The sequence below is a fragment of the Micromonospora sp. NBC_00898 genome (genome assembly GCF_045207895.1).
Taxonomy (GTDB): Bacteria; Actinomycetota; Actinomycetes; order Mycobacteriales; family Micromonosporaceae; genus Micromonospora.
In genome coordinates this window covers 4417150-4437164 of record NZ_CP108775.1, presented here as the reverse complement: position 1 = coordinate 4437164, position 20015 = coordinate 4417150, and the positions used below count along the sequence as shown (strand labels likewise).

The 20015-nt window shown below is 73.4% G+C and carries 20 protein-coding genes and 1 pseudogene; 11 read left to right on the top strand and 10 right to left on the bottom strand.

The features are described from left to right. Positions 1 to 227 precede the first annotated feature (227 nt). A complete protein-coding gene (serA, locus tag OG799_RS21545) occupies positions 228 to 1826 on the top strand; it encodes a phosphoglycerate dehydrogenase (RefSeq protein ID WP_406036944.1) in 1599 nt (532 codons plus the stop codon). A 66-nt stretch (positions 1827 to 1892) separates the two neighbouring features. Here serA and OG799_RS21540 read toward each other — a convergent pair whose 3' ends face one another. Both OG799_RS21540 and OG799_RS21535 read right to left on the bottom strand, forming a co-directional pair. Next, a complete protein-coding gene (locus OG799_RS21540; RefSeq protein WP_406036943.1) occupies positions 1893 to 2249 on the bottom strand; it encodes a hypothetical protein in 357 nt (118 codons plus the stop codon). A gap of 369 nt (positions 2250 to 2618) precedes the next feature. After that, positions 2619 to 3494 carry an FAD:protein FMN transferase gene (locus tag OG799_RS21535; RefSeq protein WP_406036942.1) on the bottom strand — a complete coding sequence of 292 codons (876 nt, stop codon included), beginning with the start codon at positions 3492 to 3494 and terminating at the stop codon, positions 2619 to 2621. Positions 3495 to 3716: 222 nt separating this feature from the next. Here OG799_RS21535 and OG799_RS21530 point away from each other — a divergent pair, with 222 nt between their 5' ends. Both OG799_RS21530 and OG799_RS21525 read left to right on the top strand, forming a co-directional pair. After that, on the top strand, positions 3717 to 4748 hold the full coding sequence (locus OG799_RS21530; RefSeq protein WP_406036941.1) for a 3-isopropylmalate dehydrogenase: 1032 nt from the start codon (positions 3717 to 3719) through the stop codon (positions 4746 to 4748). 218 nt (positions 4749 to 4966) lie between these two features. Beyond that, a complete protein-coding gene (locus OG799_RS21525; protein ID WP_406036940.1) occupies positions 4967 to 6064 on the top strand; it encodes a branched-chain amino acid aminotransferase in 1098 nt (365 codons plus the stop codon). 1010 nt (positions 6065 to 7074) lie between these two features. On the opposite strand, the gene OG799_RS21520 is transcribed toward OG799_RS21525, so the two are convergent. The 4 genes from OG799_RS21520 to OG799_RS21505 form a co-directional block, all read right to left on the bottom strand. Then, entirely contained in the window at positions 7075 to 7815 is a 741-nt protein-coding gene (locus OG799_RS21520; protein WP_406036939.1) for a tyrosine-protein phosphatase, read from the bottom strand. A gap of 60 nt (positions 7816 to 7875) precedes the next feature. Beyond that, the gene (locus OG799_RS21515; protein WP_406036938.1) at positions 7876 to 8334 is read right to left on the bottom strand and encodes a PRC-barrel domain-containing protein; all 459 of its coding nucleotides are present in this window, start codon (positions 8332 to 8334) and stop codon (positions 7876 to 7878) included. A gap of 95 nt (positions 8335 to 8429) precedes the next feature. Further along, positions 8430 to 8960: a carboxymuconolactone decarboxylase family protein gene (locus tag OG799_RS21510; protein ID WP_406036937.1), complete on the bottom strand. Its 531-nt coding sequence runs from the start codon at positions 8958 to 8960 to the stop codon at positions 8430 to 8432. A gap of 1 nt (position 8961) precedes the next feature. Further along, positions 8962 to 9522 carry a peroxiredoxin gene (locus OG799_RS21505; protein ID WP_406036936.1) on the bottom strand — a complete coding sequence of 187 codons (561 nt, stop codon included), beginning with the start codon at positions 9520 to 9522 and terminating at the stop codon, positions 8962 to 8964. Positions 9523 to 9886: 364 nt separating this feature from the next. Between OG799_RS21505 and cimA the strand changes: the two genes are divergently transcribed. Continuing rightward, positions 9887 to 11467, top strand: a complete 1581-nt coding sequence (cimA, locus tag OG799_RS21500) for a citramalate synthase (protein WP_406036935.1) — start codon at positions 9887 to 9889, stop codon at positions 11465 to 11467. A 3-nt stretch (positions 11468 to 11470) separates the two neighbouring features. Here the strand turns inward: cimA and OG799_RS21495 are convergent, their stop codons facing one another. Next, complete coding sequence (locus OG799_RS21495) at positions 11471 to 12463, bottom strand: endonuclease/exonuclease/phosphatase family protein (RefSeq protein ID WP_406036934.1); 993 nt, start codon at positions 12461 to 12463, stop codon at positions 11471 to 11473. Between the two features lie 251 nt (positions 12464 to 12714). Between OG799_RS21495 and OG799_RS21490 the strand changes: the two genes are divergently transcribed. The 7 genes from OG799_RS21490 to OG799_RS21460 all read left to right on the top strand — a co-directional run bounded on the left by OG799_RS21490 (position 12715) and on the right by OG799_RS21460 (position 18113). Next, complete coding sequence (locus tag OG799_RS21490) at positions 12715 to 13764, top strand: AAA family ATPase (RefSeq protein ID WP_406036933.1); 1050 nt, start codon at positions 12715 to 12717, stop codon at positions 13762 to 13764. Further along, on the top strand, positions 13761 to 14771 hold the full coding sequence (locus OG799_RS21485; protein WP_406036932.1) for a DUF58 domain-containing protein: 1011 nt from the start codon (positions 13761 to 13763) through the stop codon (positions 14769 to 14771). The genes OG799_RS21490 and OG799_RS21485 overlap by 4 nt, the downstream gene beginning before the upstream one ends. Further along, positions 14768 to 15727: a VWA domain-containing protein gene (locus OG799_RS21480; RefSeq protein ID WP_406036931.1), complete on the top strand. Its 960-nt coding sequence runs from the start codon at positions 14768 to 14770 to the stop codon at positions 15725 to 15727. The genes OG799_RS21485 and OG799_RS21480 overlap by 4 nt, the downstream gene beginning before the upstream one ends. 55 nt (positions 15728 to 15782) lie before the next feature. After that, entirely contained in the window at positions 15783 to 16640 is an 858-nt protein-coding gene (locus tag OG799_RS21475) for a S1C family serine protease (RefSeq protein ID WP_406036930.1), read from the top strand. Positions 16641 to 16752: 112 nt separating this feature from the next. Next, entirely contained in the window at positions 16753 to 17055 is a 303-nt protein-coding gene (locus tag OG799_RS21470) for a hypothetical protein (protein WP_406036929.1), read from the top strand. 9 nt (positions 17056 to 17064) lie between these two features. After that, entirely contained in the window at positions 17065 to 17490 is a 426-nt protein-coding gene (gene arfB, locus OG799_RS21465; protein ID WP_406036928.1) for an alternative ribosome rescue aminoacyl-tRNA hydrolase ArfB, read from the top strand. A gap of 47 nt (positions 17491 to 17537) precedes the next feature. Further along, on the top strand, positions 17538 to 18113 hold the full coding sequence (locus OG799_RS21460) for a GNAT family N-acetyltransferase (RefSeq protein WP_406036927.1): 576 nt from the start codon (positions 17538 to 17540) through the stop codon (positions 18111 to 18113). A gap of 220 nt (positions 18114 to 18333) precedes the next feature. Here the strand turns inward: OG799_RS21460 and OG799_RS21455 are convergent. The 3 genes and pseudogenes from OG799_RS21455 to OG799_RS21445 all read right to left on the bottom strand — a co-directional run. After that, a pseudogene (locus tag OG799_RS21455) lies at positions 18334 to 18589 on the bottom strand (3-methyladenine DNA glycosylase); the annotation flags it as partial. Positions 18590 to 18612: 23 nt separating this feature from the next. After that, positions 18613 to 19077: a barstar family protein gene (locus OG799_RS21450; RefSeq protein ID WP_406036926.1), complete on the bottom strand. Its 465-nt coding sequence runs from the start codon at positions 19075 to 19077 to the stop codon at positions 18613 to 18615. A 34-nt stretch (positions 19078 to 19111) separates the two neighbouring features. Next, positions 19112 to 20002 carry a 3-methyladenine DNA glycosylase gene (locus tag OG799_RS21445; RefSeq protein WP_406036925.1) on the bottom strand — a complete coding sequence of 297 codons (891 nt, stop codon included), beginning with the start codon at positions 20000 to 20002 and terminating at the stop codon, positions 19112 to 19114. Positions 20003 to 20015: the final 13 nt, after the last annotated feature.

The window sequence follows — 20015 nt, the reverse complement described above, 5'->3', positions numbered from 1 at the left end:
CGGCGCCGGGCCCGCCGCCGCCTGCGTTCCGCCCCCGTTCGGCCCCGGGACATGTCGGGTTTGTGAGGGCACTCACCCCGCCGTCCCGGACACGCCGGCCGGCCCGCGCCCTACGATCCCAGGTAGGTGCGTAGCCGGCACCTGACGGCCATGGCACGGCTCACCGCAGGGCGCAGCGCGGCGCCCCCCGCCGCAGCCGACCGCTCTGACGACATCTACGAGGACCGATGAATCCTGTCGTACTGATCGCCGAAGAACTCGCTCCCGCCGCCATCGAGGTGCTCGCGCACGACTTCGACGTCCGCCACGTCGACGGCACCGCCCGCCCGGCCCTGCTCTCCGCCCTCTCCGAGGCCGACGCGGTGATCGTGCGCAGCGCCACCCAGATCGACGCCGAGGCGATCGCCGCCGCGCCGCGCCTGAAGGTGGTCGCCCGGGCCGGCGTCGGCCTGGACAACGTCGAGGTGCCGGCCGCCACCGCGCGGGGCGTCATGGTCGTCAACGCCCCCACCTCCAACATCGTCTCCGCCGCCGAGCAGGCCGTCGCGCTGCTGCTCGCCGTCGCGCGGAACACCGCCGCGGCCAGCGCCGCGCTGAAGGCGGGGGAGTGGAAGCGGTCCAAGTACACCGGCGTCGAGCTCCAGGGCAAGACCGTCGGCGTGGTCGGCCTCGGCCGCATCGGTGTGCTCTTCGCGCAGCGGATCGCCGCGTTCGGCACCCGGCTGATCGCGTACGACCCCTACATCCAGCCGGCCCGCGCCGCGCAGCTCGGCGTCCGCCTGGTCGGGCTGGAGGAGTTGCTGCGGGAGGCCGACTTCATCTCCATCCACCTGCCCAAGACCCCGGAGACCGTGGGTCTGATCGGCGAGAAGGAGCTGGCGATCGTCAAGCCGGGCGTGCGGATCGTCAACGCCGCCCGCGGTGGCCTGGTCGACGAGCAGGCCCTGGCCGACGCGATCGCCGAGGGCCGGGTCGCCGGTGCCGGCGTCGACGTGTACGCCAAGGAGCCCTGCACCTCCTCGCCACTGTTCGCCTTCGACAACGTGGTGGCCACCCCGCACCTGGGCGCCTCCACCCACGAGGCGCAGGACAAGGCCGGCCTGGCCGTCGCCAAGAGCGTCAAGCTGGCGCTCCAGGGCGAGTTCGTGCCGGACGCGGTGAACGTGCAGGCCGGCGGCGTGGTCGCCGAGGACGTCCGCCCGCTGCTGCCGCTGGCCGAGAAGCTCGGCCGGGCGTTCACCGCCGTGGCCGGTGGGGTGGCCGCCAGCGTCACCGTCGAGGTACGCGGCGAGATCGTCAACCACGACGTCTCGGTGCTCAAGCTCGCCGCCACCAAGGGGCTGTTCAGCTCGGTGGTCGAGGAGCAGGTCACCTACGTCAACGCGCCGCACCTGGCCGCCGAGCGCGGCGTCGAGGTCACCCTCGCCACCCTGGCCGAGACGGTCGACCACGCCAACCTGGTGACCGTCCGCGGCGCGCTGCCGGACGGCCGTACGGTCAGCGTCTCCGGCACGGTGACCAGCACCGGCACCCGGGACGTCATCAAGCTGACCGAGGTGGACGGTTTCGACGTGGAGATCGGCGCGGAGGGCATCCTGGTCTTCCTGCGCTACGTCGACCGGCCGGGCGTCGTCGGCACCGTCGGCACCCTGCTCGGCGAGGCCGGGGTCAACATCGCCGCGATGCAGGTCGCCCGCCGGGAGGCCGGCGGCGAGACGCTGATGACCCTCACCGTCGACCAGGCGCTCGGCGCGGACCTGCTCACCTCGGCGGCCGACTCGATCGGCGCGGTCGCGGCCAGCGCCGCCGACCTGCGCGACGAGTAGTCCACGCACGACACATCGGGGGCCCGGCCGACACGGCCGGGCCCCTCGTCGTACCGGGGCCGCAGGTCAGCCGGTGACGCGGGCGGGCGGTGGGTAGACCGAGCCGTCCTGGGCGTCGAAGAGCATCAGGTTGTGCTCGCCGGCCAGCCGCTCGATGTCGAGCAGGACCTGGTCCTCGCACGTCGGGACGAGGTTCAGCTCCACGTGGTCGGCGGCCGCGTGCAGCGGGGTGACCTCCCACGGGCTGCCCGGACCGGCCGGCCGGTCGGGATAGCTGGCGGTGATCGCCCGGTAGAAGCCGACCACCCTGGGATCGGGGTGCCGGTCGCCGTGCCGCCCCTCGCGGCACCGCTGTACCGCTGCCCGCACCTCGGCGGGCGTGGCCCCTTCCAGCAGGGCCCACACGCTCAGATCGAAACTCACGGCGGACAGCGTGCCATCCCCGGTGCCCGCCGTCACCCCTACCCCGCCGCAGGCCAGTGGCGGATCGGTCGATCCGGGGATCGTGACGGTCCGCAGTGGAGACTCTTGCGTCGAGTTGCGTCGATTCGCTAGCGTACCGGTGCGGTCGCTGGCGGAGTCGCGACGTCGGCCCGTCTTCGGGTGGCGTGGTCGGACGTCCGGCCCACCGGTCCGCACCCCTCGATTGCGCGAGCCACGCGCACTCGTCGCTGACCGGCCTCCACGGTCGTTGCCGAGACCGTGGGGGCCGATCGCGGCGCCCCGCCGCCGCCACGGGCGGCCGTGATGCGAGAACGGCCGGCCGATCGGGTGGGAGTGCGCCGCGGACCGTCAGCGGCGGCGGTGGGCGAAGAGCGCCCGGTAGTCCGAGCCGTTACGGAACCAGGCCAGCCCGGTCGGGCCGGCGGCGTAGAGCGCGGTGGCGTAGGCGTCGGCCACGGCGAGGTCCGGGCCGACGACGGTGGCGGCGACCAGTTGGTCGGCCGGCTCGCCGGTGTGCGGATCCACCACGTGGCCCCGGCGGCCGGTGACCCCGGAGGTGCCCACCGCCCCGGCGGTCATCTCCAACACCAGCGGGGCCCGGTGGGCGTCGGTCGGATGGTGCACCGCCACGCGCCAGGGCCCGCCGTGCGCGGCGTTGCCGCGTACCACCAGGTCCGCGCCGCTGAGCACGGCGTAGTCGTGGATGCCGGCGGCGCGCAGCCGGGCCGCGGCCCGCTCCACCGCCCAGCCGCCGAGCAGGCCGCCCGGGTCGAAGCCGCCGGGCACCGCCCAGGCGTCGAACCAGCCGTCAGTGGCCGCGCGCATCGCGGCGCAGCGGTCCACCAGGTCGGCCAGCGGCGGGTACGACTCGGGGCTGATCTCGCCCCGCCGCAGCTTGGAGACCAGGCTGTCCGGCCGGGACGGCCCGTAGGTGAGGTCGATGGCGCGCAGCTCGGCCACGGCGTCCCGGAGCGCCTCCCCGACGATCCGGCGGCCGAGCCAAACGGGGGCGTTGAGCAGCAGGGAGTACTCGGAGGTGGAGGTGCGGACGGTGTGCTGGGCGGTGATCCGGTCGGCGGCCGTCCCGCCGGCCCGATCCAGCCGGTGGCTGCGGGTGCCGAGCCGCAGGTCGGGCCGGCGGCTGCGGAATGCGTCCTGGTCCACCCACCGGGTCCGGGGCTGCTCGTCGACCCATCGGGCCCGTGGCTGCTCGTCGATCCGCATCACACCTGCTCCCTCGCTGACGACGCCGCAGCGCCGCGGCGAAGCCGGTCACGGGCCCCCGTGACCCGTTCCCCACCGACCCTAGGCAGTGGAGATGACCGCACCATGAATGCCACCTGGGAGCCTCCTGAGCATTCCGATTTCCCGCATTCTGGAAGACGCGTACCGGGAGGCGGGACGTCGACGTACCGTTCACGGGGACGACGAGGTGAGGAGCGCCAGGTGGCACGGATCGCGGTGGTGGCCGGGGACGGGATCGGACCCGAGGTGGTCGCGCAGGCCCGCAAGGTCCTCGACGCCGTGCTGGCCGGGGTCGAGGCCACGGAGTACGACCTCGGCGCCGCACGCTACCACCGCACCGGCGAGGTGCTGCCCGACTCCGTGCTGGCCGAGCTGGCCGGGCACGACGCCATCCTGCTGGGCGCGGTCGGCGACCCGACCGTCCCGCCGGGGGTGCTGGAGCGGGGGCTGCTGCTCAAGCTCCGGTTCGCCTTCGACCAGTACGTCAACCTGCGTCCGTCCCGACTCTGGCCGGGGGTGTCCGGGCCGCTGGCCACCGTCAAGCCCGGCGAGGTCGACCTGGTGGTCGTCCGCGAGGGCACCGAGGGTCTGTACGCCGGCGCCGGCGGCTCGCTGCACCGGGACACCCCGGCCGAGGTGGCCACCGAGGAGAGCCTGAACACCCGGCACGGGGTGGAGCGGGTGATCCGGGACGCCTTCGCCCGGGCCCGCCGCCGCGAGCGCCGCAAGGTGACCCTCGTGCACAAGACCAACGTGCTCACTCACGCCGGTTCGCTCTGGGCCCGCGCCTTCGCGGCCGTCGCCGCCGAGCACCCCGACGTGACCACCGAGTACCAGCACGTCGACGCCGCCGCGATGTTCCTGGTCACCCAGCCCCAGCGGTACGACGTGGTGGTCACCGACAACCTCTTCGGCGACATCCTCACCGACATCGCCGCCGCGGTCACCGGCGGCATCGGCCTGGCTGCGAGCGGCTGCATCAACCCCACCGGCAGGTACCCGTCGATGTTCGAGCCGGTGCACGGCTCCGCGCCGGACATCGCCGGCAAGGGCGTCGCCGACCCGGTGGCCGCGGTGCTCTCCGCCGCGCTCCTGCTCGACCAGCTCGGCCACGCCGACGCCGCCGCCCGGGTCACCGCCGCCGTCGCCACCGAGCTGGCCGGCCGCATCCCCGGCGCGCCGCTGCGCACCGAGGAGGTCGGCGACCGGCTCGCCGGGTACGCCGTAGCCTGATCCGGGCCGTCCACCGGCCCGGATCCGGGCCGCCAGACCCGCTCCGGGTCCACCCCGCGACGTCGTCCGTGGTGGCGCGACCGTGATCGTTCCCGCCATTTGGCGCCTTCGATCTGCCGGGGCGGAACTATCCGCTGAACGACCGTTCGGGGTAAGTTTCTGGCACCAGATCCGGCGTGCGGTCCCGCATGTCGTCAACCCGCAGGGAGGTCAGCGCGATGAGCGGTGGTGACAAGCTCGATTTCGAGATCCGTCCGAATCCCGCGCCGGTATCCGCCGCCGATCGGGCCGCCCTGCTGGCCAACCCCGGTTTCGGCCGGGTGTTCACCGACCACATGGTGACGATCCGGTACGCCGACGGCAAGGGCTGGTACGACGCCCGGGTCGAGGCGCGTGGTCCGATCCCGATGGATCCGGCGAGCGCGGTGCTGCACTACGCGCAGGAGATCTTCGAAGGGCTCAAGGCGTACCGGACCGCCGAGGGCGCGGTGACGATGTTCCGGCCAGAGGCCAACGCCGCCCGCTTCGCCGCCTCCGCCCAGCGGCTGGCGATGCCGGAGCTACCGCAGGAGACGTTCGTCGAGTCGCTGCGCCGGCTGGTGGAGATCGACCAGGACTGGATCCCCGACCACGAGGACGCGAGCCTCTACCTGCGGCCGTTCATGTTCGCCAGCGAGGTCTTTCTCGGCGTGCGTCCGGCCAACGAGTACCTCTACGTGGTCATCGCCTCGCCGGCCGGGGCGTACTTCTCCGGCGGGGTCAAGCCGATCACGGTCTGGGTCTCCCCGGACTACACCCGGGCCGCGCCGGGCGGCACCGGCGCCGCGAAGTGCGGCGGCAACTACGCCGCCTCGCTGGTGGCGCAGGCGGAGGCGATCGAGGCGGGCTGCGACCAGGTGGTCTTCCTGGACGCGGTGGAGCGCCGCTTCGTCGACGAGCTGGGCGGCATGAACGTCTTCTTCGTCTACGACGACAACACTCTGGTCACCCCGCCGCTGACCGGCACCATCCTGCCGGGCATCACCCGCGACGCGATCCTCACCCTGGCCGCCGAGGCCGGGCACCGGATCGAGGAACGGCCGATCAGCTTCGCCGACTGGCAGGCCGACGCGGCCAGTGGCCGGCTCCGCGAGGTCTTCGCCTGCGGCACCGCCGCGGTGATCACCCCGATCGGTCAGGTGCGTTTCCCCGACGGGGAGTTCCTCGTCGGCGGGGGCGAGCCGGGTCGGTCCACCATGGCGCTGCGGCAGCAGTTGGTGGACATCCAGCGCGGCCGGGTCGAGGACCGGCACGGCTGGGTGCAGCGGGTGCTCTGACCCGCCCGTCACCTCCCGCGTTCATCGCGCAACGGCCGGCACCGCACGACGGCGCCGGCCGTTCGGCTGTCCGAGGTCACCGCGGCGGTGCCGGGACCGGCTGTGTCGCCGAGCCCCGGACGACGGCCCTGCGGCACGGCGCTTGCGGATCGGGTGCGCCTGCGGCCGTGGGTGCGGTCGGCAGGTTGCTCCTGACTCCCTATGGAGCTGATATCGCAAACGATTCACCCGGCGGCGGACAGCGGCCGACGGTGCCCGGCGGCGCCGCCGAGCCGTGCCGGATCCGCGCCGGTTCCGCCCCGCGCCGTGCCGACTTCGCGCCGGGTCCGCGCCGCGCCGCGCCGTGCCGCGCCGGGTCCGCGCCGTGCCGGCCGGGTCCGCGCCGCGCCGGGTCCGCGCCGTGCCGCGCCGGGTCCGCGCCGCGCCGTGCCGGGTCCGCGCCGTGCCGCGCCGGGTCCGCGCCGCGCCGGCCGGGTCCGCGCCGCGCCGGCCGGGTCCGCGCCGCGCCGGCCGGGTCCGCGCCGCGCCGGCCGGGTCCGCGCCGCGCCGTGCTAGATCAGTGCCGCGCCGTGCTGGATCAGTGCCGGTTTCGCGCCGAGCCGTGCCGGATCCGCGTCGGTTTCGCGCCGCGCCGGGCTCCGTACCGCGCCGCCGGGACGGGTCCGTGCCTGCTGCTCCGCGCCGCATCCTGAATCGTTTACGTCATCAGCTCCATAGGGAGTGCGGGGACCATCCGTTGTCGCCGCTGGGGGCGTCATCCGTCCCGTGAGGGTTGCGCGAGCATCGAAGCGTCACGGCTCAGGCGTCGTCCGCCCCGACCAGGTGTGGTGCCCGCCCGGGCCACCGCCCGAAGCGTCATCGGCTCCGTAGCGAGCGCCATTCACCGCCACCGCCGGCCCGGTGCCGTGGCTGAGGACTGACCGAACCGGTGCAGGCGACCTCGCGGAGGAACGGCGTGGGACAGCACACGGACCGACCCGACGAGCGGCACCGGTGCCCCGGCGGCGCTGTCAGTTGAGCAGGTGGTCGCGGAGGGCGGCGAGCTGCGCCTCGGTGACCCCGGCGTGGCGGAGGTAGCCCTCCGCCGAGCCGTACCCGGCACGCAGCTCGGTGAGGAAGAGCGCCATCGCCTCGGCGGGGGAGGCGAGGAACGGCGGCGGCAGCTCCTCGGCCGCGGGCGTGGTCGCGGCGAGCCAGGCGCTGAACCGCGCCGACGCCTCGGTGCTCAGCGCGTAGTCGGCGGCGATGTCGGCGTCGGCGACGCCGAGCACCGAGAGGGTGAGCGCGCAGACGATGCCGGTGCGGTCCTTGCCGGCGAGGCAGTGCACCACGACCGGCGCGTTGGCGCTGTCGGCGATCAGCCCGACGGCCTCGGCCAACCCGGCGGTGCCGGTCTCGGCCAGGTCGGCGTACCGGTCGGCGAGCCAGCGGGCCAGGCTCTGCGCCGGGTCGTACCGGACCTCGGTCCAGTCCCGGTGCTCCGGGTGGATGTTCCGGTAGGCCAGCCCGTCGTACGCGGGCACCCGGCCGTCGCGCGCCACCTCGGACGAACGGCGCAGGTCGATGACGGTACGGATGCCGAGGGCGGCGAACGCCTCCCGGTCGGCCTCGTCGATCCGGTGCAGCGAGTCGGAGCGGTACAGCCGTCCCCAACGGACGGTCCGCCCGTCGTGGCCCGGATATCCGCCGACATCGCGGAAGTTGAACGTGGCGGAGAGCTGGATCCGGCGACTGGTCTCGATGGCGTCCACCCTGACACGGTAACGGCCGGTGGGGCGATGCCCCACCGGCCGTCGGTGCAGGTTCCTCCGTTACCGGGCGGTACCCGGCGGGATCGACGAGTACGTGTCGTCGTAGTAACCGCCGAGCTTGTCCCGGTAAGCCGGATCCGTGCCGAAGCTCTCGTCGTACTCGGGCGCGGCCTTGATCTGGTCCTTGCTCCGGTCGACGTAGACCTTCCGCTCGTCGTGGTCGACGTGGTTGACGGTCCCGGCAGGCAGCATGACCTTCTTGCCGAAGATCCACGGCCCGGTGTCGACCACGAGGTAACTGGAGTTCACCTCGTGGCTGGCCCGGTCCACCTTGCCGATGCCGCCGTCGCTCGCCTCCACCTTGTAGCCCACCAGGTCGGCGCCGGTAATTACGGCCTCGTCCCGGTAGCTCCACGGATCGAAGCGCCCCGCAGGCGTGTCGCCCGCGAAGGCGCCCTCGCCACCGTTGGTGAGCGGGTCCGGCGTCCCGTGGGTCGTTCGAGGGTCGAGCCGGTCCATGGCTTTCACTCCTCTTCTCGACTTTCTCGGGGGATGTTGCCCTGTCGAGCGGTTTCCTACCCGGTGTGGTGATCCCTACACCACCGTGTCCGAAATCAGCTCAGCGCGGCCTCCGCGTCGAGGGCGACCGCGGCGGCGTGCACGACGCTGGCGATCCGCAGCCCCTCGTGCACCTGCTCCCGGGTGAACCCGGTCCCGCGCAGGGTCTTCTCGTGCGACTCCAGGCAGACCCCGCAGCCGGTGATCGCCGAGACGGCGAGGCACCAGAGCTCGAAGTCGGCCTTCTCCACGCCGGGTCGGGCGATGATCTGCATCCGCAGCCGGGCCGGCATCGAGGCGTACTGCTCGTCGCCGATCAGGTGCTTGGCCCGGTAGTAGATGTTGTTCATCGCCATGATCGTGGCGGCGCCCTTGGCCGCCTCGATCGCCTCCGGAGTGAGGTGACCGGCTGCCTCGGCGGCGATCTCCTTCAGCACCATCGGGTTGCGCGCCGCGACCGCGCAGGCCAGGGCGGTGCCCCAGGCCTGCTCCGGCTTGAGCGTCGAGGTGGCGATGGTGGAGCCGAGGTTGAGCTTGATGTCCTTGGCGTACTCGGGCAGGGCCGCCTTGACCGCGTCCAGACCCATGTCAGGCCCCGGCACCGGCGAGCAGCGCGTTGGCGTCGAGGGTGGCGCCACCCTTGTTCCAGTTGCACGGGCAGAGCTCGTCGGTCTGCAGCGCGTCGAGCACCCGCAGCACCTCGGAGACGTTCCGGCCGACCGAGCCGGCGGTCACCATGGCGAACTGGATCTCGTTGTCCGGGTCGACGATGAAGGTGGCCCGCTGGGCGACGCCGTCCTCGCCGAGCACGCCGCAGGCGGCGGTCAGCTCGCGCTTGATGTCGCTGAGCATCGGGAAGGGCAGCTCGCGCAGGTCCGGGTGGTCCTTGCGCCAGGCGTAGTGGACGAACTCGTTGTCCACCGAGACGCCGAGCACCTGGGCGTCGCGGTCGGCGAACTCGCCGTTGAGGCGGCCGAACTCGGCGATCTCCGTCGGGCAGATGAAGGTGAAGTCCTTCGGCCAGAAGAAGACCACCCGCCACTTGCCCTGGTGGGACTTGTGGTTGATCGTCTCGAACGCCTTGTCGGCGTCGAGCGACACGCAGGCGGTGAGTTCGTACTCAGGGAAGCGGTCACCGACAGTGAGCACGGGTCCTCCTTGACAGCGGCTTGTCAGCGGCGCGAGGCCGATAACTGGATCGGTTCCAGATACTTCCGCAGCGAGGTTTCCGCCTGGTGGCGGCCGGTCGACTTGTGAAGTCGATCACCAGGGGCGGGTTCTGTCCGGATCCCGGCCACCGATCGGGTGACGGCCACCCAGCGTCACCGTCCCGATATGTGGATTCTGCCTCCCAAAACCGGGGCCAGGGTGGCAAAGTACCGATCGTGACCAGCTCCGTCCTGATTATTGGCAGCTAGCGCGCCGGCTTCCCTCTCGCCGAGCGCGCAGACCTCCCGCATCCCGCGGGGGGTCTTTTTGTTGCTCCCCGCCGTGGTTCGAGAAGAGGACTTCCATGACCTTCCAGGTGTACGACACGACGCTGCGCGACGGCGCCCAGCGCGAGGGGCTCACCTACTCGGTGGTCGACAAGCTGGCGGTGGCCCGCCTGCTCGACGACTTCGGGGTCGGCTTCATCGAGGGCGGCTGGCCGGGCGCCGTGCCGAAGGACACCGAGTTCTTCCGCCGGGCGCGTACCGAACTGGAACTGCGGCACGCGATCCTGGTGGCCTTCGGGGCGACCCGCAAGGCCGGCGTCGCCGTCGACGCCGACCCGCAGGTGCGCGGCCTGCTGGACGCGCAGACCCCGGCGGTCGCCCTGGTGGCCAAGGCGGACCTGCGGCACGTCGAGCGGGCGCTGCGCACCACCGCCAAGGAGAACCTGGCGATGATCCACGACACGGTCACCCACCTGGTGGCCGAGGGGCGCCGGGTCTTCGTCGACGGCGAGCACTTCTTCGACGGTTACCGGTACGACCCGGCGTACACCGCCGCGGTGTTGGAGACGGCGCTGGCCGCCGGTGCGGAGCGGTTCGTGCTCTGCGACACCAACGGCGGGATGTTGCCGTCCCAGATCACGGCTGCCATCGCCGACGTCACCGCGCGCACCGGGGTCGCCCCGGAGCTGCTCGGTATCCACTGCCAGAACGACACCGCCTGCGCGGTGGCCAACACCATCGCCGCCGTCGAGGCCGGTGTCCGGCACTTCCAGGGCACCGCCAACGGGTACGGCGAGCGTCCCGGCAACGCCGACATCTTCGCGGTCGTCGCCAACCTTCAGCTCAAGCTCGGGCTGCCCGTCCTCCCCGACGGCTGCCTGGAACAGATGGTGCGGGTCTCGCACGCCATCGCCGAGATCGCCAACATCGCCCCCGACACCCACCAGGCGTACGCCGGGGCCGCCGCCTTCGCCCACAAGGCGGGGCTGCACGCGAGCGCGATCAAGGTCGACCCGTTGCTCTACAACCACGTGGACCCGTCGGTGGTGGGCAACGACATGCGGATCCTGGTGACCGAGATGGCCGGCCGGGCCAGCGTCGAGCTCAAGAGCCGCGAGCTGGGCCTGGACCTGGCCGGCCATCCGGAAGCCTTGTCGAGGGTCACCAACCGGGTCAAGGAGCTGGAGGCGGGCGGCTGGTCGTTCGAGGCCGCCGACGCCTCGTTCGAGCTGCTGGTCCGCTCGGAGCTGCCGGACCGGGCCGTGCCCCGGCCGTTCGCCCTGGAGTCGTACCGGGTGATCGTCGAGCACCGGGAGGATGGCGCGGTCGTCTCCGAGGCCACCGTCAAGATCCGGGTACGCGGCGAGCGGGTGATCGCCACCGCCGAGGGGAACGGCCCGGTCAACGCCCTCGACGAGGCGCTGCGGGTCGGGCTGGCCCGGCACTACCCGGAGCTGCGCGACTTCGAGCTGGCCGACTACAAGGTCCGCATCCTGGAGGGCAGCCACGGCACCGGCGCGGTGACCCGGGTGCTGGTGGAGACCGCCGGCGCCGGCCGGGACTGGACGACGGTGGGCGTGCACCCCAACGTGGTCGAGGCCTCCTGGCACGCCCTGGTCGACGCCCTCACCTACGGCCTGGACCGCGCCCGGGTGTGACGGTCAGCCGGCGGGCAGGCGGAGTTCGGCGAGCACTGCGCGGTGGTCGCTGCCGGGGAGGGCGTGCACGGTGACCGACCGGACGGCGATGCGGCGGTCGGCCAGCACGTGGTCGATGGTGACCGGCGGGATCGGGTCGCCGTCATAGGGGCCCCAGGTGCCGGCCAGGCCGGCGCCGGCCTGCTCGGCAGCGTCGACGTACCCGGTGCGGATCAGGGCGCGCAGCGGGGCGTGGTCGAGGGTGGCGTTGAAGTCCCCGGCCAGGATGCTCAGCCGCCCGTCCGGGGTGGCCGGCGGCTGCGCCCGCAGGTCGGTCCACCAGTCCGGGACCACCTCGACGGCGTACGGGGCGGCCGGGTGCGCCGACTCGACCCGTAGCGGCGGCGCGCCCGGCACGGTGAGGGTCCCGTACGCCTGGGTGAAGAAGAAGCCCTGGTTGCGGCGCACCCCCACCTCGGTGATCGGGAACCGGGCGTAGAGGCCCGAGCCGGTGGTCCCGACCACGGGGTTGAGCTGCCGGTAGGGCAGCAGCTCGGCCAGCCCCGACCGGTCCAGCTCGGCGGCGATCCCCGGGGTGAACTCCTGCACGGTCAGCACGTCCACCCGGTGGGCGCGGACCAGGCCGACCAGGGTGGCCGGGTCGGCGCTGCCCTTGAGCAGGTTGGCGGTGAGCAGCCGCAGGGTGGGCCCGCCGACCGCCGGCTGCCCGGAGGCGACCGCGCGGGGCGCCACCACGCCGATCATCGCCAGGGCCGCGACGGCCGCGACGACCGCGGGCCAGCGGCGTCGCAGGGCGAGCGCCAGCACGAGCGGGGCCAGCGCTCCGACCGCGACGTACGGAGTGAAGGCGACCGCCTGCACCAGCGGTCCCCGTTCCAGTCCGGCGAGCCGGAGCGCCGCCCAGGCCGCCCCGGGCCCGGCGGCGAGCCAGCAGGCCGTCGTCACCGTCCGGTGGCCCCGCCAGCCGACCCGCGTCCGACTCGTCTCCGTGGTCACCGCGTCCACCGTAGTGGTAGGTACGTGACGGCGTTGCCCCAACCGATCGTCATCGCCAACCGAGCGGCGCCTCGCACGTGCTGGCCCCGCCCCGGCGGGGGCCAGTGCCGTTCGGGCCCACCTGCGTCGGGGCGTACCGCACGTGCCGTTGCGGACCGGTCGGGTGAGGTGTCCCGATCCGGGCGGCAAAGGGCCGCCGAGGGGCTGATAATCCGACGTTTGTCCTACCGTCGGCACGGGAAGCAAGCACCGTGACGGACATCTCGGACACCCTGGCCAGCGTGCCCAGCCCGGTCGATGCCGACGCGAGCGGCGTCGAGCTGGAACAGACCCTCTTCGAGGTCAAACGCGTGATCGTCGGGCAGGATCGCCTCGTCGAACGCCTGCTCACGGCCCTGATCGCTCAGGGCCACTGCCTCCTCGAGGGAGTGCCCGGCGTCGCGAAGACGCTCGCCGCCCAGACCCTCGCTCAGGTCGTGGGCGGCACCTTCTCCCGGATCCAGTTCACCCCCGACCTGGTGCCCTCGGACATCGTCGGCACCCGCATCTACCGGGCCTCCACCGAGACCTTCGACGTCGAGCTGGGCCCGATCATGGCCAACCTGTTGCTCGCCGACGAGATCAACCGAGCCCCGGCCAAGGTGCAGTCGGCGCTGCTGGAGGCGATGGCCGAGCGGCAGGTCTCGATCGGTGGCCGGAGCTGGCCGGTGCCCGACCCGTTCCTGGTGCTCGCCACCCAGAACCCGATCGAGTCCGAGGGGGTCTACCAGCTCCCCGAAGCGCAGCGCGACCGGTTCCTGATGAAGGTCGTGGTCGACTACCCGAGCGACGCCGACGAGCTGGCCATCCTCTACCGGATGAGCACCGACCGGCCCAAGCCCCGGCAGGTGCTGGACCCCGCGCGGCTGCGCGAGCTCCAGCGACGGGCCGGCGACATCTTCGTGCACCACGCGCTGGCCGAGTACGTCGTCCGGCTCGTCCTCGCCACCCGGGACCCCGGCCGGTTCGGGCTGCCCGAGCTCGCGCCGCTGCTCGCGTACGGGGCGAGTCCCCGGGCCACCCTCGGGCTGGTCGCCGCCGCCCGGGCCCAGGCCCTGCTCCGCGGCCGGGAGTACGTGCTGCCGGAGGACGTCCGGGAACTGGCGGTGGACGTGCTCGCCCACCGGCTGGTGCTCTCCTTCGACGCGGTCGCCGACGGGGTCGCCGCCGAGTCGGTGGTCCGCCGACTCATCGAGGCGGTGCCACCGCCCCGGATCGTCACCGGCCATCCGGAGGCGGCGCCCGACCTGGCGGCGGCATGAGGCGCCGTGCCGCCCCGCCGTCCCACCAGGACGAACCCGGCCTGGCCGACCTCGCGCCCGACCTGCAGCTGCGCCGGCTGGAACTGATGGTGACCCGGCGGCTCGACGGGCTGCTGCACGGGCAGCACCGGGGCCTGCTGCCCGGTCCGGGCAGCGAGATCGCCGGCAGCCGGGAGTACCGCCCCGGCGAGGACGAGGTACGCCGGATGGACTGGGCGGTCACCGCCCGGACCACCGTCCCGCACGTACGCGAGGTCGACGCCGACCGGGAGCTGACCACCTGGTTGCTGGTCGACGCCAGCCCCAGCATGGAGTACGGCACCGCCACACTGGACAAGCGGGAACTCGCGGTGGCCGCCGTCGCCGCGGTCGGCTTCCTCACCGCCGGCGTCGGCAACCGCCTCGGCGCGCAGGTGCTCGGCCCGGACGGCCTGCGCCGGTTCCCGGCCCGCAGCGGACGTACCCACCTGCTGGGGCTGCTCCGCGCGCTGCTGGGCGCCCCCCGCGCCGGCGGGTACGAGGAGGAGAGCGCCCCGCTCGCCCCGGCCACGCTTTCCGACGGGCTCGAGGGTGTGCAGCGGGTGGGCACCCGGCGCGGCCTGGTCGTGGTGGTCTCCGACTTCCTCGACGGGCTGCCCGACGACCCGGACGGCGCCCCGCCCTGGGAGGCCACCCTGCGCCGGATCTCGGTCCGGCACCAGGTGCTCGCGGTCGAGGTGACCGACCCGCGCGAGCTGGAGCTGCCGGACGTCGGCCTGATCACCCTGGTCGACCCGGAGACCGGCCGGCGGCGCGAGGTGTGGACCGGCGACCGGGCCCTGCGGCAGCGGTACGCCGAGGCCGCCGCCGCCCAGCGCGACCAGGTACGCCGCGCGCTGCGCCGGTCCGGGGCGACCCACCTGGCGCTGCGTACGGACCGGGACTGGAGTGCCGACATCGTCCGGCACGTGCACGCCCAGCGCCGGCTGGCCGCCGCGCCGGCCGCGGCCCGGGGAGGTGCCGCGTGAACTGGCAGTCGCCCGCCCGGCTCTGGCTGCTCCTCGGCGTGCTCGCCCTGGTGGTGGGCTACCTGGCGATGCAGCGCCGGCGCAGCCGGTACGCCGTCCGGTTCACCAACCTGCGGCTGTTGGACCGGGTCGCGCCGCAGCGGCCGGCCTGGCGCCGGCACGTCCCGGCGGGGCTGTTCCTCGCCATGTTGGCGCTGCTGGTGGTCGGCTTCGCCCGGCCCAGCGCCGAGGTACGGGTCCCCCGGGAACGGGCCACGGTGATGGTCGCGGTGGACGTCTCCACCTCGATGCTCGCCAACGACGTCGACCCGGACCGGCTGAGCGCGGCGAAGGAGGCCGCCCGACGCTTCGTCGACGGCCTGCCGGAGGAATTCAACGTGGGGTTGGTCGCGTTCGCCGGCAGCGCGGCGGTGCTGGTGCCGCCGAGCACCGACCGGGAGGCCCTGCACGAGGGGATCGAGCGGCTGAACGAGGGGATCACCGGGGTCCAGGGCACCGCGATCGGCGAGGCGATCACCACCTCGCTGGGGGCGGTGAAGAGCCTGGACGGCAACGCGGCCAAGGATCCGCCGCCGGCCCGGATCATCCTGCTCTCCGACGGGGCGAACACCTCCGGCATGGACCCGATGGAGGCGGCCGCGCAGGCGGTCGCGGTCAAGGTGCCGGTGCACACCATCTCGTTCGGCACCCCGTCCGGCTCCGTTGACCGGGGCGGCCGGGCCATCCAGGTGCCGGTGGACGGGCAGACCCTCAAGGCGGTCGCCGAGGAGACCGGCGGCCGCTTCCATGAGGCGTCCACCACCGGCGAGCTGCAGGCCGTCTACGAGGATATCGGCAGCTCGGTCGGCTATCGCAAGGAGCGGCAGGACATCTCAGCCCGGTTCATCGGCCTGGGACTGGTCTTCGCCATGGGCGTCGCGGCGGGGTCGCTGCGGTGGTTCTCGCGCCTGCCCTGACCGCGGCACGGACACGTGCTGACCGCAAGCCGCACGACACGTGAGGAGCGCACGGATGGCAGTGCAGACCGGACTGGGGGAGCCACGCGGTCCCTGGTTCATCTCCCCGGATCTCGATCCGGACGGGCGCGGAGGCTGGGGCGTACCGGGATCGGACCGGGATCCGGGGCGGCGCCGGCCCGGCCGGTGGCTGACGGCGCTGGCGGTGGCGGCCCTCTCCAGCGTCTCCGGCGCGGCGGCCGGCGGGTGGGTCGCCGGCCGGGACGCGCCCGGGCCCGCCGCGGCCTCGGCGGCGCCGGTCCCGGCGGAGCTGGTCACCGCCGCCCAGAAGACGGTGCCGGGGGTGGTGTCGGTGATGGCCGGGTCGGCCGCCGGGTCGTCCGCCACCGGCTCGGGCTTCGCGATCGACGACCAGCAGCACATCGTCACCAACGACCACATCCTGGCGCGGGGCGGCGGGGGACCGGTGACGGTGGAGCTGCCGGACGGCCGGCGGTTCAGCGCCGAGGTCATCGGGCGGGAGCCGCGCAGCGACCTGGCGGTGCTGAAGGTGCCGGCGTCGGCGGGGCTTCCGCCGCTGCCGCTGGCGAAGCCGAACTCCGTCCGGGTCGGCGAGCCGGTGCTCGCGGTGGGGTCCCCGCTGGGGCTGGCCGGCACGGTGACCGCCGGCATCGTCAGCGCGCTGAACCGGCAGGTGCGGATCGGTTCGGGCCGGCACACCGCGGTGCAGACCGACGCGTCGATCAACCCGGGCAACTCCGGTGGTCCGCTGGTCAACGCCCGCGGCGAGGTGGTCGGGGTGAACACGGCCATCGCCACCATCGACGGCAGCGGCTCGATCGGTATCGGCTTCGCCATCCCGATCGACCAGGTGCAGCAGACCGCCGACACCATCATCGGCAAGGGCGGCTGACCGGCCCGGCGGTCCAGGCGGGCGGAGCCAGACGGATCGGGGAAGTGTCGGATATCCGGCGGGGGGTCATCGGGGCATGGAAATATTACGCTGAGTATGGATACTGGCGTGGGTGGAGCAAGCTGTCATCGCGGCCCTCCTGCTGGTGGGCCTGCTGATCGGGTGCGGAGTCGGCGCGGCGTACGCGCGCGCGAAGCGCGGGTGGTCGGACTACCGAACCATCAAGAACTCGGTGCCGGGCGCCCGTCGGACCGCCTGGCTGGCGATCCGCGCGGTCCTCACCAAGGCCGGGGTGATCGCGCTGCTGCTCATCGGCGCGGCCGCGTACGCGGCGACCAGCTCGGACCACGAACGGGCGGGCCCCGCGCCCACGCCGACCGTGACCCCCGCCCCGACCCGCTCGGCGGGACGTTAGCCTCGGGGAATGGACGACGGACTGCGGGTAACCGACCGGCTGGTGGTCCCCGCCGCCGAGTTGCGGGAGCGGTTCTCCCGCTCGTCCGGCCCGGGCGGGCAGGGCGTCAACACCACCGACTCGCGGGTGGAGCTCAGTTTCGACCTGGCCGCCTCGCCCAGCCTGCCCGAGTCGCTGCGTGCCCGGGCGCTGGAGCGACTGGCCAACCGGCTGGTCGACGGCGTGCTGACCGTCGCCGCCAGCGAGCACCGGGCGCAGCTGGCGAACCGGGAGGCGGCCCGGGAGCGGATGGTCGCCCTGCTGCGGGAGGCGGTCGCCCCGCCGCCGAAGCCGCGCCGGCCCACCCGCCCGTCTCGGGGCGCCAAGGAACGACGCCTGGCCGAGAAGAAGCGCCAGTCCCAGCGCAAACGCGACCGCCGCGTCGACGGCGACTGACCGGAAAACCGCGTGCGGGCGGCCGGGTCGCCACTGACAATCGCCCGGTGTCCGTCGAATTCGCTGTCAAGCCCACCCTCACCGGCGAGCGCGTCCAGTTGCGACCGTTCGTCGACGACGACGTGGCGGCCTTCCAGATCGTTCTCGCTGACCCGGAGGTGGTCCGCCTCACCGGCAGCCCGCCGGATGACGAACTCGACCTCGCACGGCTGCGCGCCTGGTACGGCAGCCGCAACGCGCAGATCGACCGGCTCGATCTGGCGGTGGTGGACCGGGCCACCGGGGCCTGCGTCGGCGAGGTGGTCCTCAACGACTGGGACCCCCGCAGCCGCAGCTGCAACTTCCGCACCCTGATCGGCCCGGCGGGCCGCGACCGGGGGCTCGGCACCGAGGCGGTCCGGCTGATCGTCGGGTACGGCTTCGAACAGCTCGAACTTCACCGGATCTCGCTGGAGGTGTTCGCCTTCAACCCGCGCGCCCGCCGCGCCTACGAGAAGGTCGGTTTCGTCGCGGAGGGCGTGCTGCGGCAGGTGCTGCGCGACGGCGACGGCTGGGTGGATGCCACCGTGATGTCGATCCTCGCCCCCGAGTGGGCGGCACACCGCGGCCACCCGCGCCGCTGACCGGGCGCCGGCACGACGCCCGGCCGTCGCCGACCTCCAGATCGAGCATTCGCTGGTGGCCCGGGGGATCGAGGACGAGATCCTGCCCACCGCGCGGGAGTTGGGCGTTGGCCTCACCGTGTACGGCGTGCTCTCCCGCGGCCTGATCAGCGGCCACTGGTCCGCCGAGGGCCGGCAGCTCAGCCGAGGGCCGGGCAAGCTCAGCCGAGGCCCGGCAAGCTCAGCCGAGCTCGGCCAGCAGCCGGGTCCGCAGCGTGCCGGCCCGCTCGGCGAAACCGCGCTGCGCGACGGCGTACTCGGCCCGCCCCTCCGGGGTCTCCACCCGCACCGGCGGGTACCCCCGGGTCGGCGAGGTCGTACGGGCTGGCCCGCATGTCCAGCGTGCGGATCTCCCGGGCCAGCGCGAAGCAGTCGGCGACCAGCTCGCTCGGCACCAGCGGGGAGAGCTTGTAGGCCCACTTGTAGAGATCCATGTTCCCGGCGTGCGGGTGCACCTCGCTCACGCCGGGCGATCGAAGTCCGGACCAGTCCCGATCACGAACACATCCAGCGACACGGACGACCCGGCGGTCGGATCGACCGCGGGTTGGTAACTGTGGGAGGCCTCCAAGAGTGCCCAGCCGACCTCGGCGGTCGTCGCCGGGGCGGCCATCGCGGCTGCGTCGATGCCGGTCCAGACGATTGCGATCCGGGCCCCGCTGTTCTCGATGACGTAGTCCCCGAAGCAGTCGTTGAACGCGTCCCAGTTCTTGCCGTAGTAACCCGGGAAGCCGAAGGCCCGGCTGAGTTCTGTGTGCGCCCCGATGCGGGAGACCATTCGCCGCCCGTCTAGGTCGACCCGCTGGTACGACCACCGCTGCAGAAACGCATCCAGTGCCGGGACCGCCTCCCGGTGGATACGGAACAGCGGACCCGAACGGATCCAGGGGAGTTCACCGCGCACCCAGGGCCGATCGCCGGTCATGGGTCCGCAGCCTACGCCCGCGCGAAACGTCGGCTCACCGCTCGGACGCGGAGAGAAGCCGGTCGCAGTCCGCGATGAGGCGGGCGCGCAGCGGGGCGGCCCGCTCCGCGAACGAGCGTTGCGCCTGGACGTACTCGTGCCGACCCTCGACGGTCTCAATCCGGACGGGCGGGTAGCCAAGTCTGGAGAGGTCGTACGGCGAGGCCCGCATGTCCAGGGTCCTGATCTCCCTCGCCAGCGCGAAACAGTCCGCAACGAGGTCCGAGGAGACCAGCGGCGAAAGCTTGTAGGCGTGCTTATAGAGGTCCATGTTGGCGTGCAGGCAGCCCGGCTGCTCCAGCGCGTGCTGGCTGTCCCGGGTCGGGGTGAGCAGGTTCAGCGGCCGGGCCGGCGCGGTGAAGAACCGGTACGCGTCGAAGTGGCTGCACCGCACGCCCCGCTCCTCGACCACGGCGGCGGTCGCGGCCGGGCTCAGCCGCAGCGGCCAGGCGTTGTGGCGTACCTCGTCCTGGGTCTGCCGGTAGACCATCGCCCACTCGTGCATGCCGAAGCAGCCGAGCTGGGCCGGGCGGCCGGCGGTCGCCGCGAGCAGCGTACGGATCCACTCGACCGACTCGGCGCGGCGCGCGCGGACCCGGTCGGTGTCGAGGGTGCGACCGGCGGCGGTGGCGTGATAGTCCCGGCCGAACTCGGCCGGGTCCGCGTCGCGCAGCACCACCCCGGCGCCGGGGTGCCAGCGGCGCAGCTGGGCGGGGCGCTGCGAGTAGTAGGTGAAGAGGAAGTCCTCCACCGGGTGCTTGACCCCGGTGCGCCGGCGGGCCAGGTGCGGCGTCAGCCAGGCGTCCACCCGCTGCTCGTGCGCCCGCCGGCGGGCCTGCCAGTCGGCCACGTCCAGCGTGGCGGCAGGGGCGAGGGCGGCGGTCACGGACCCCAGGGTA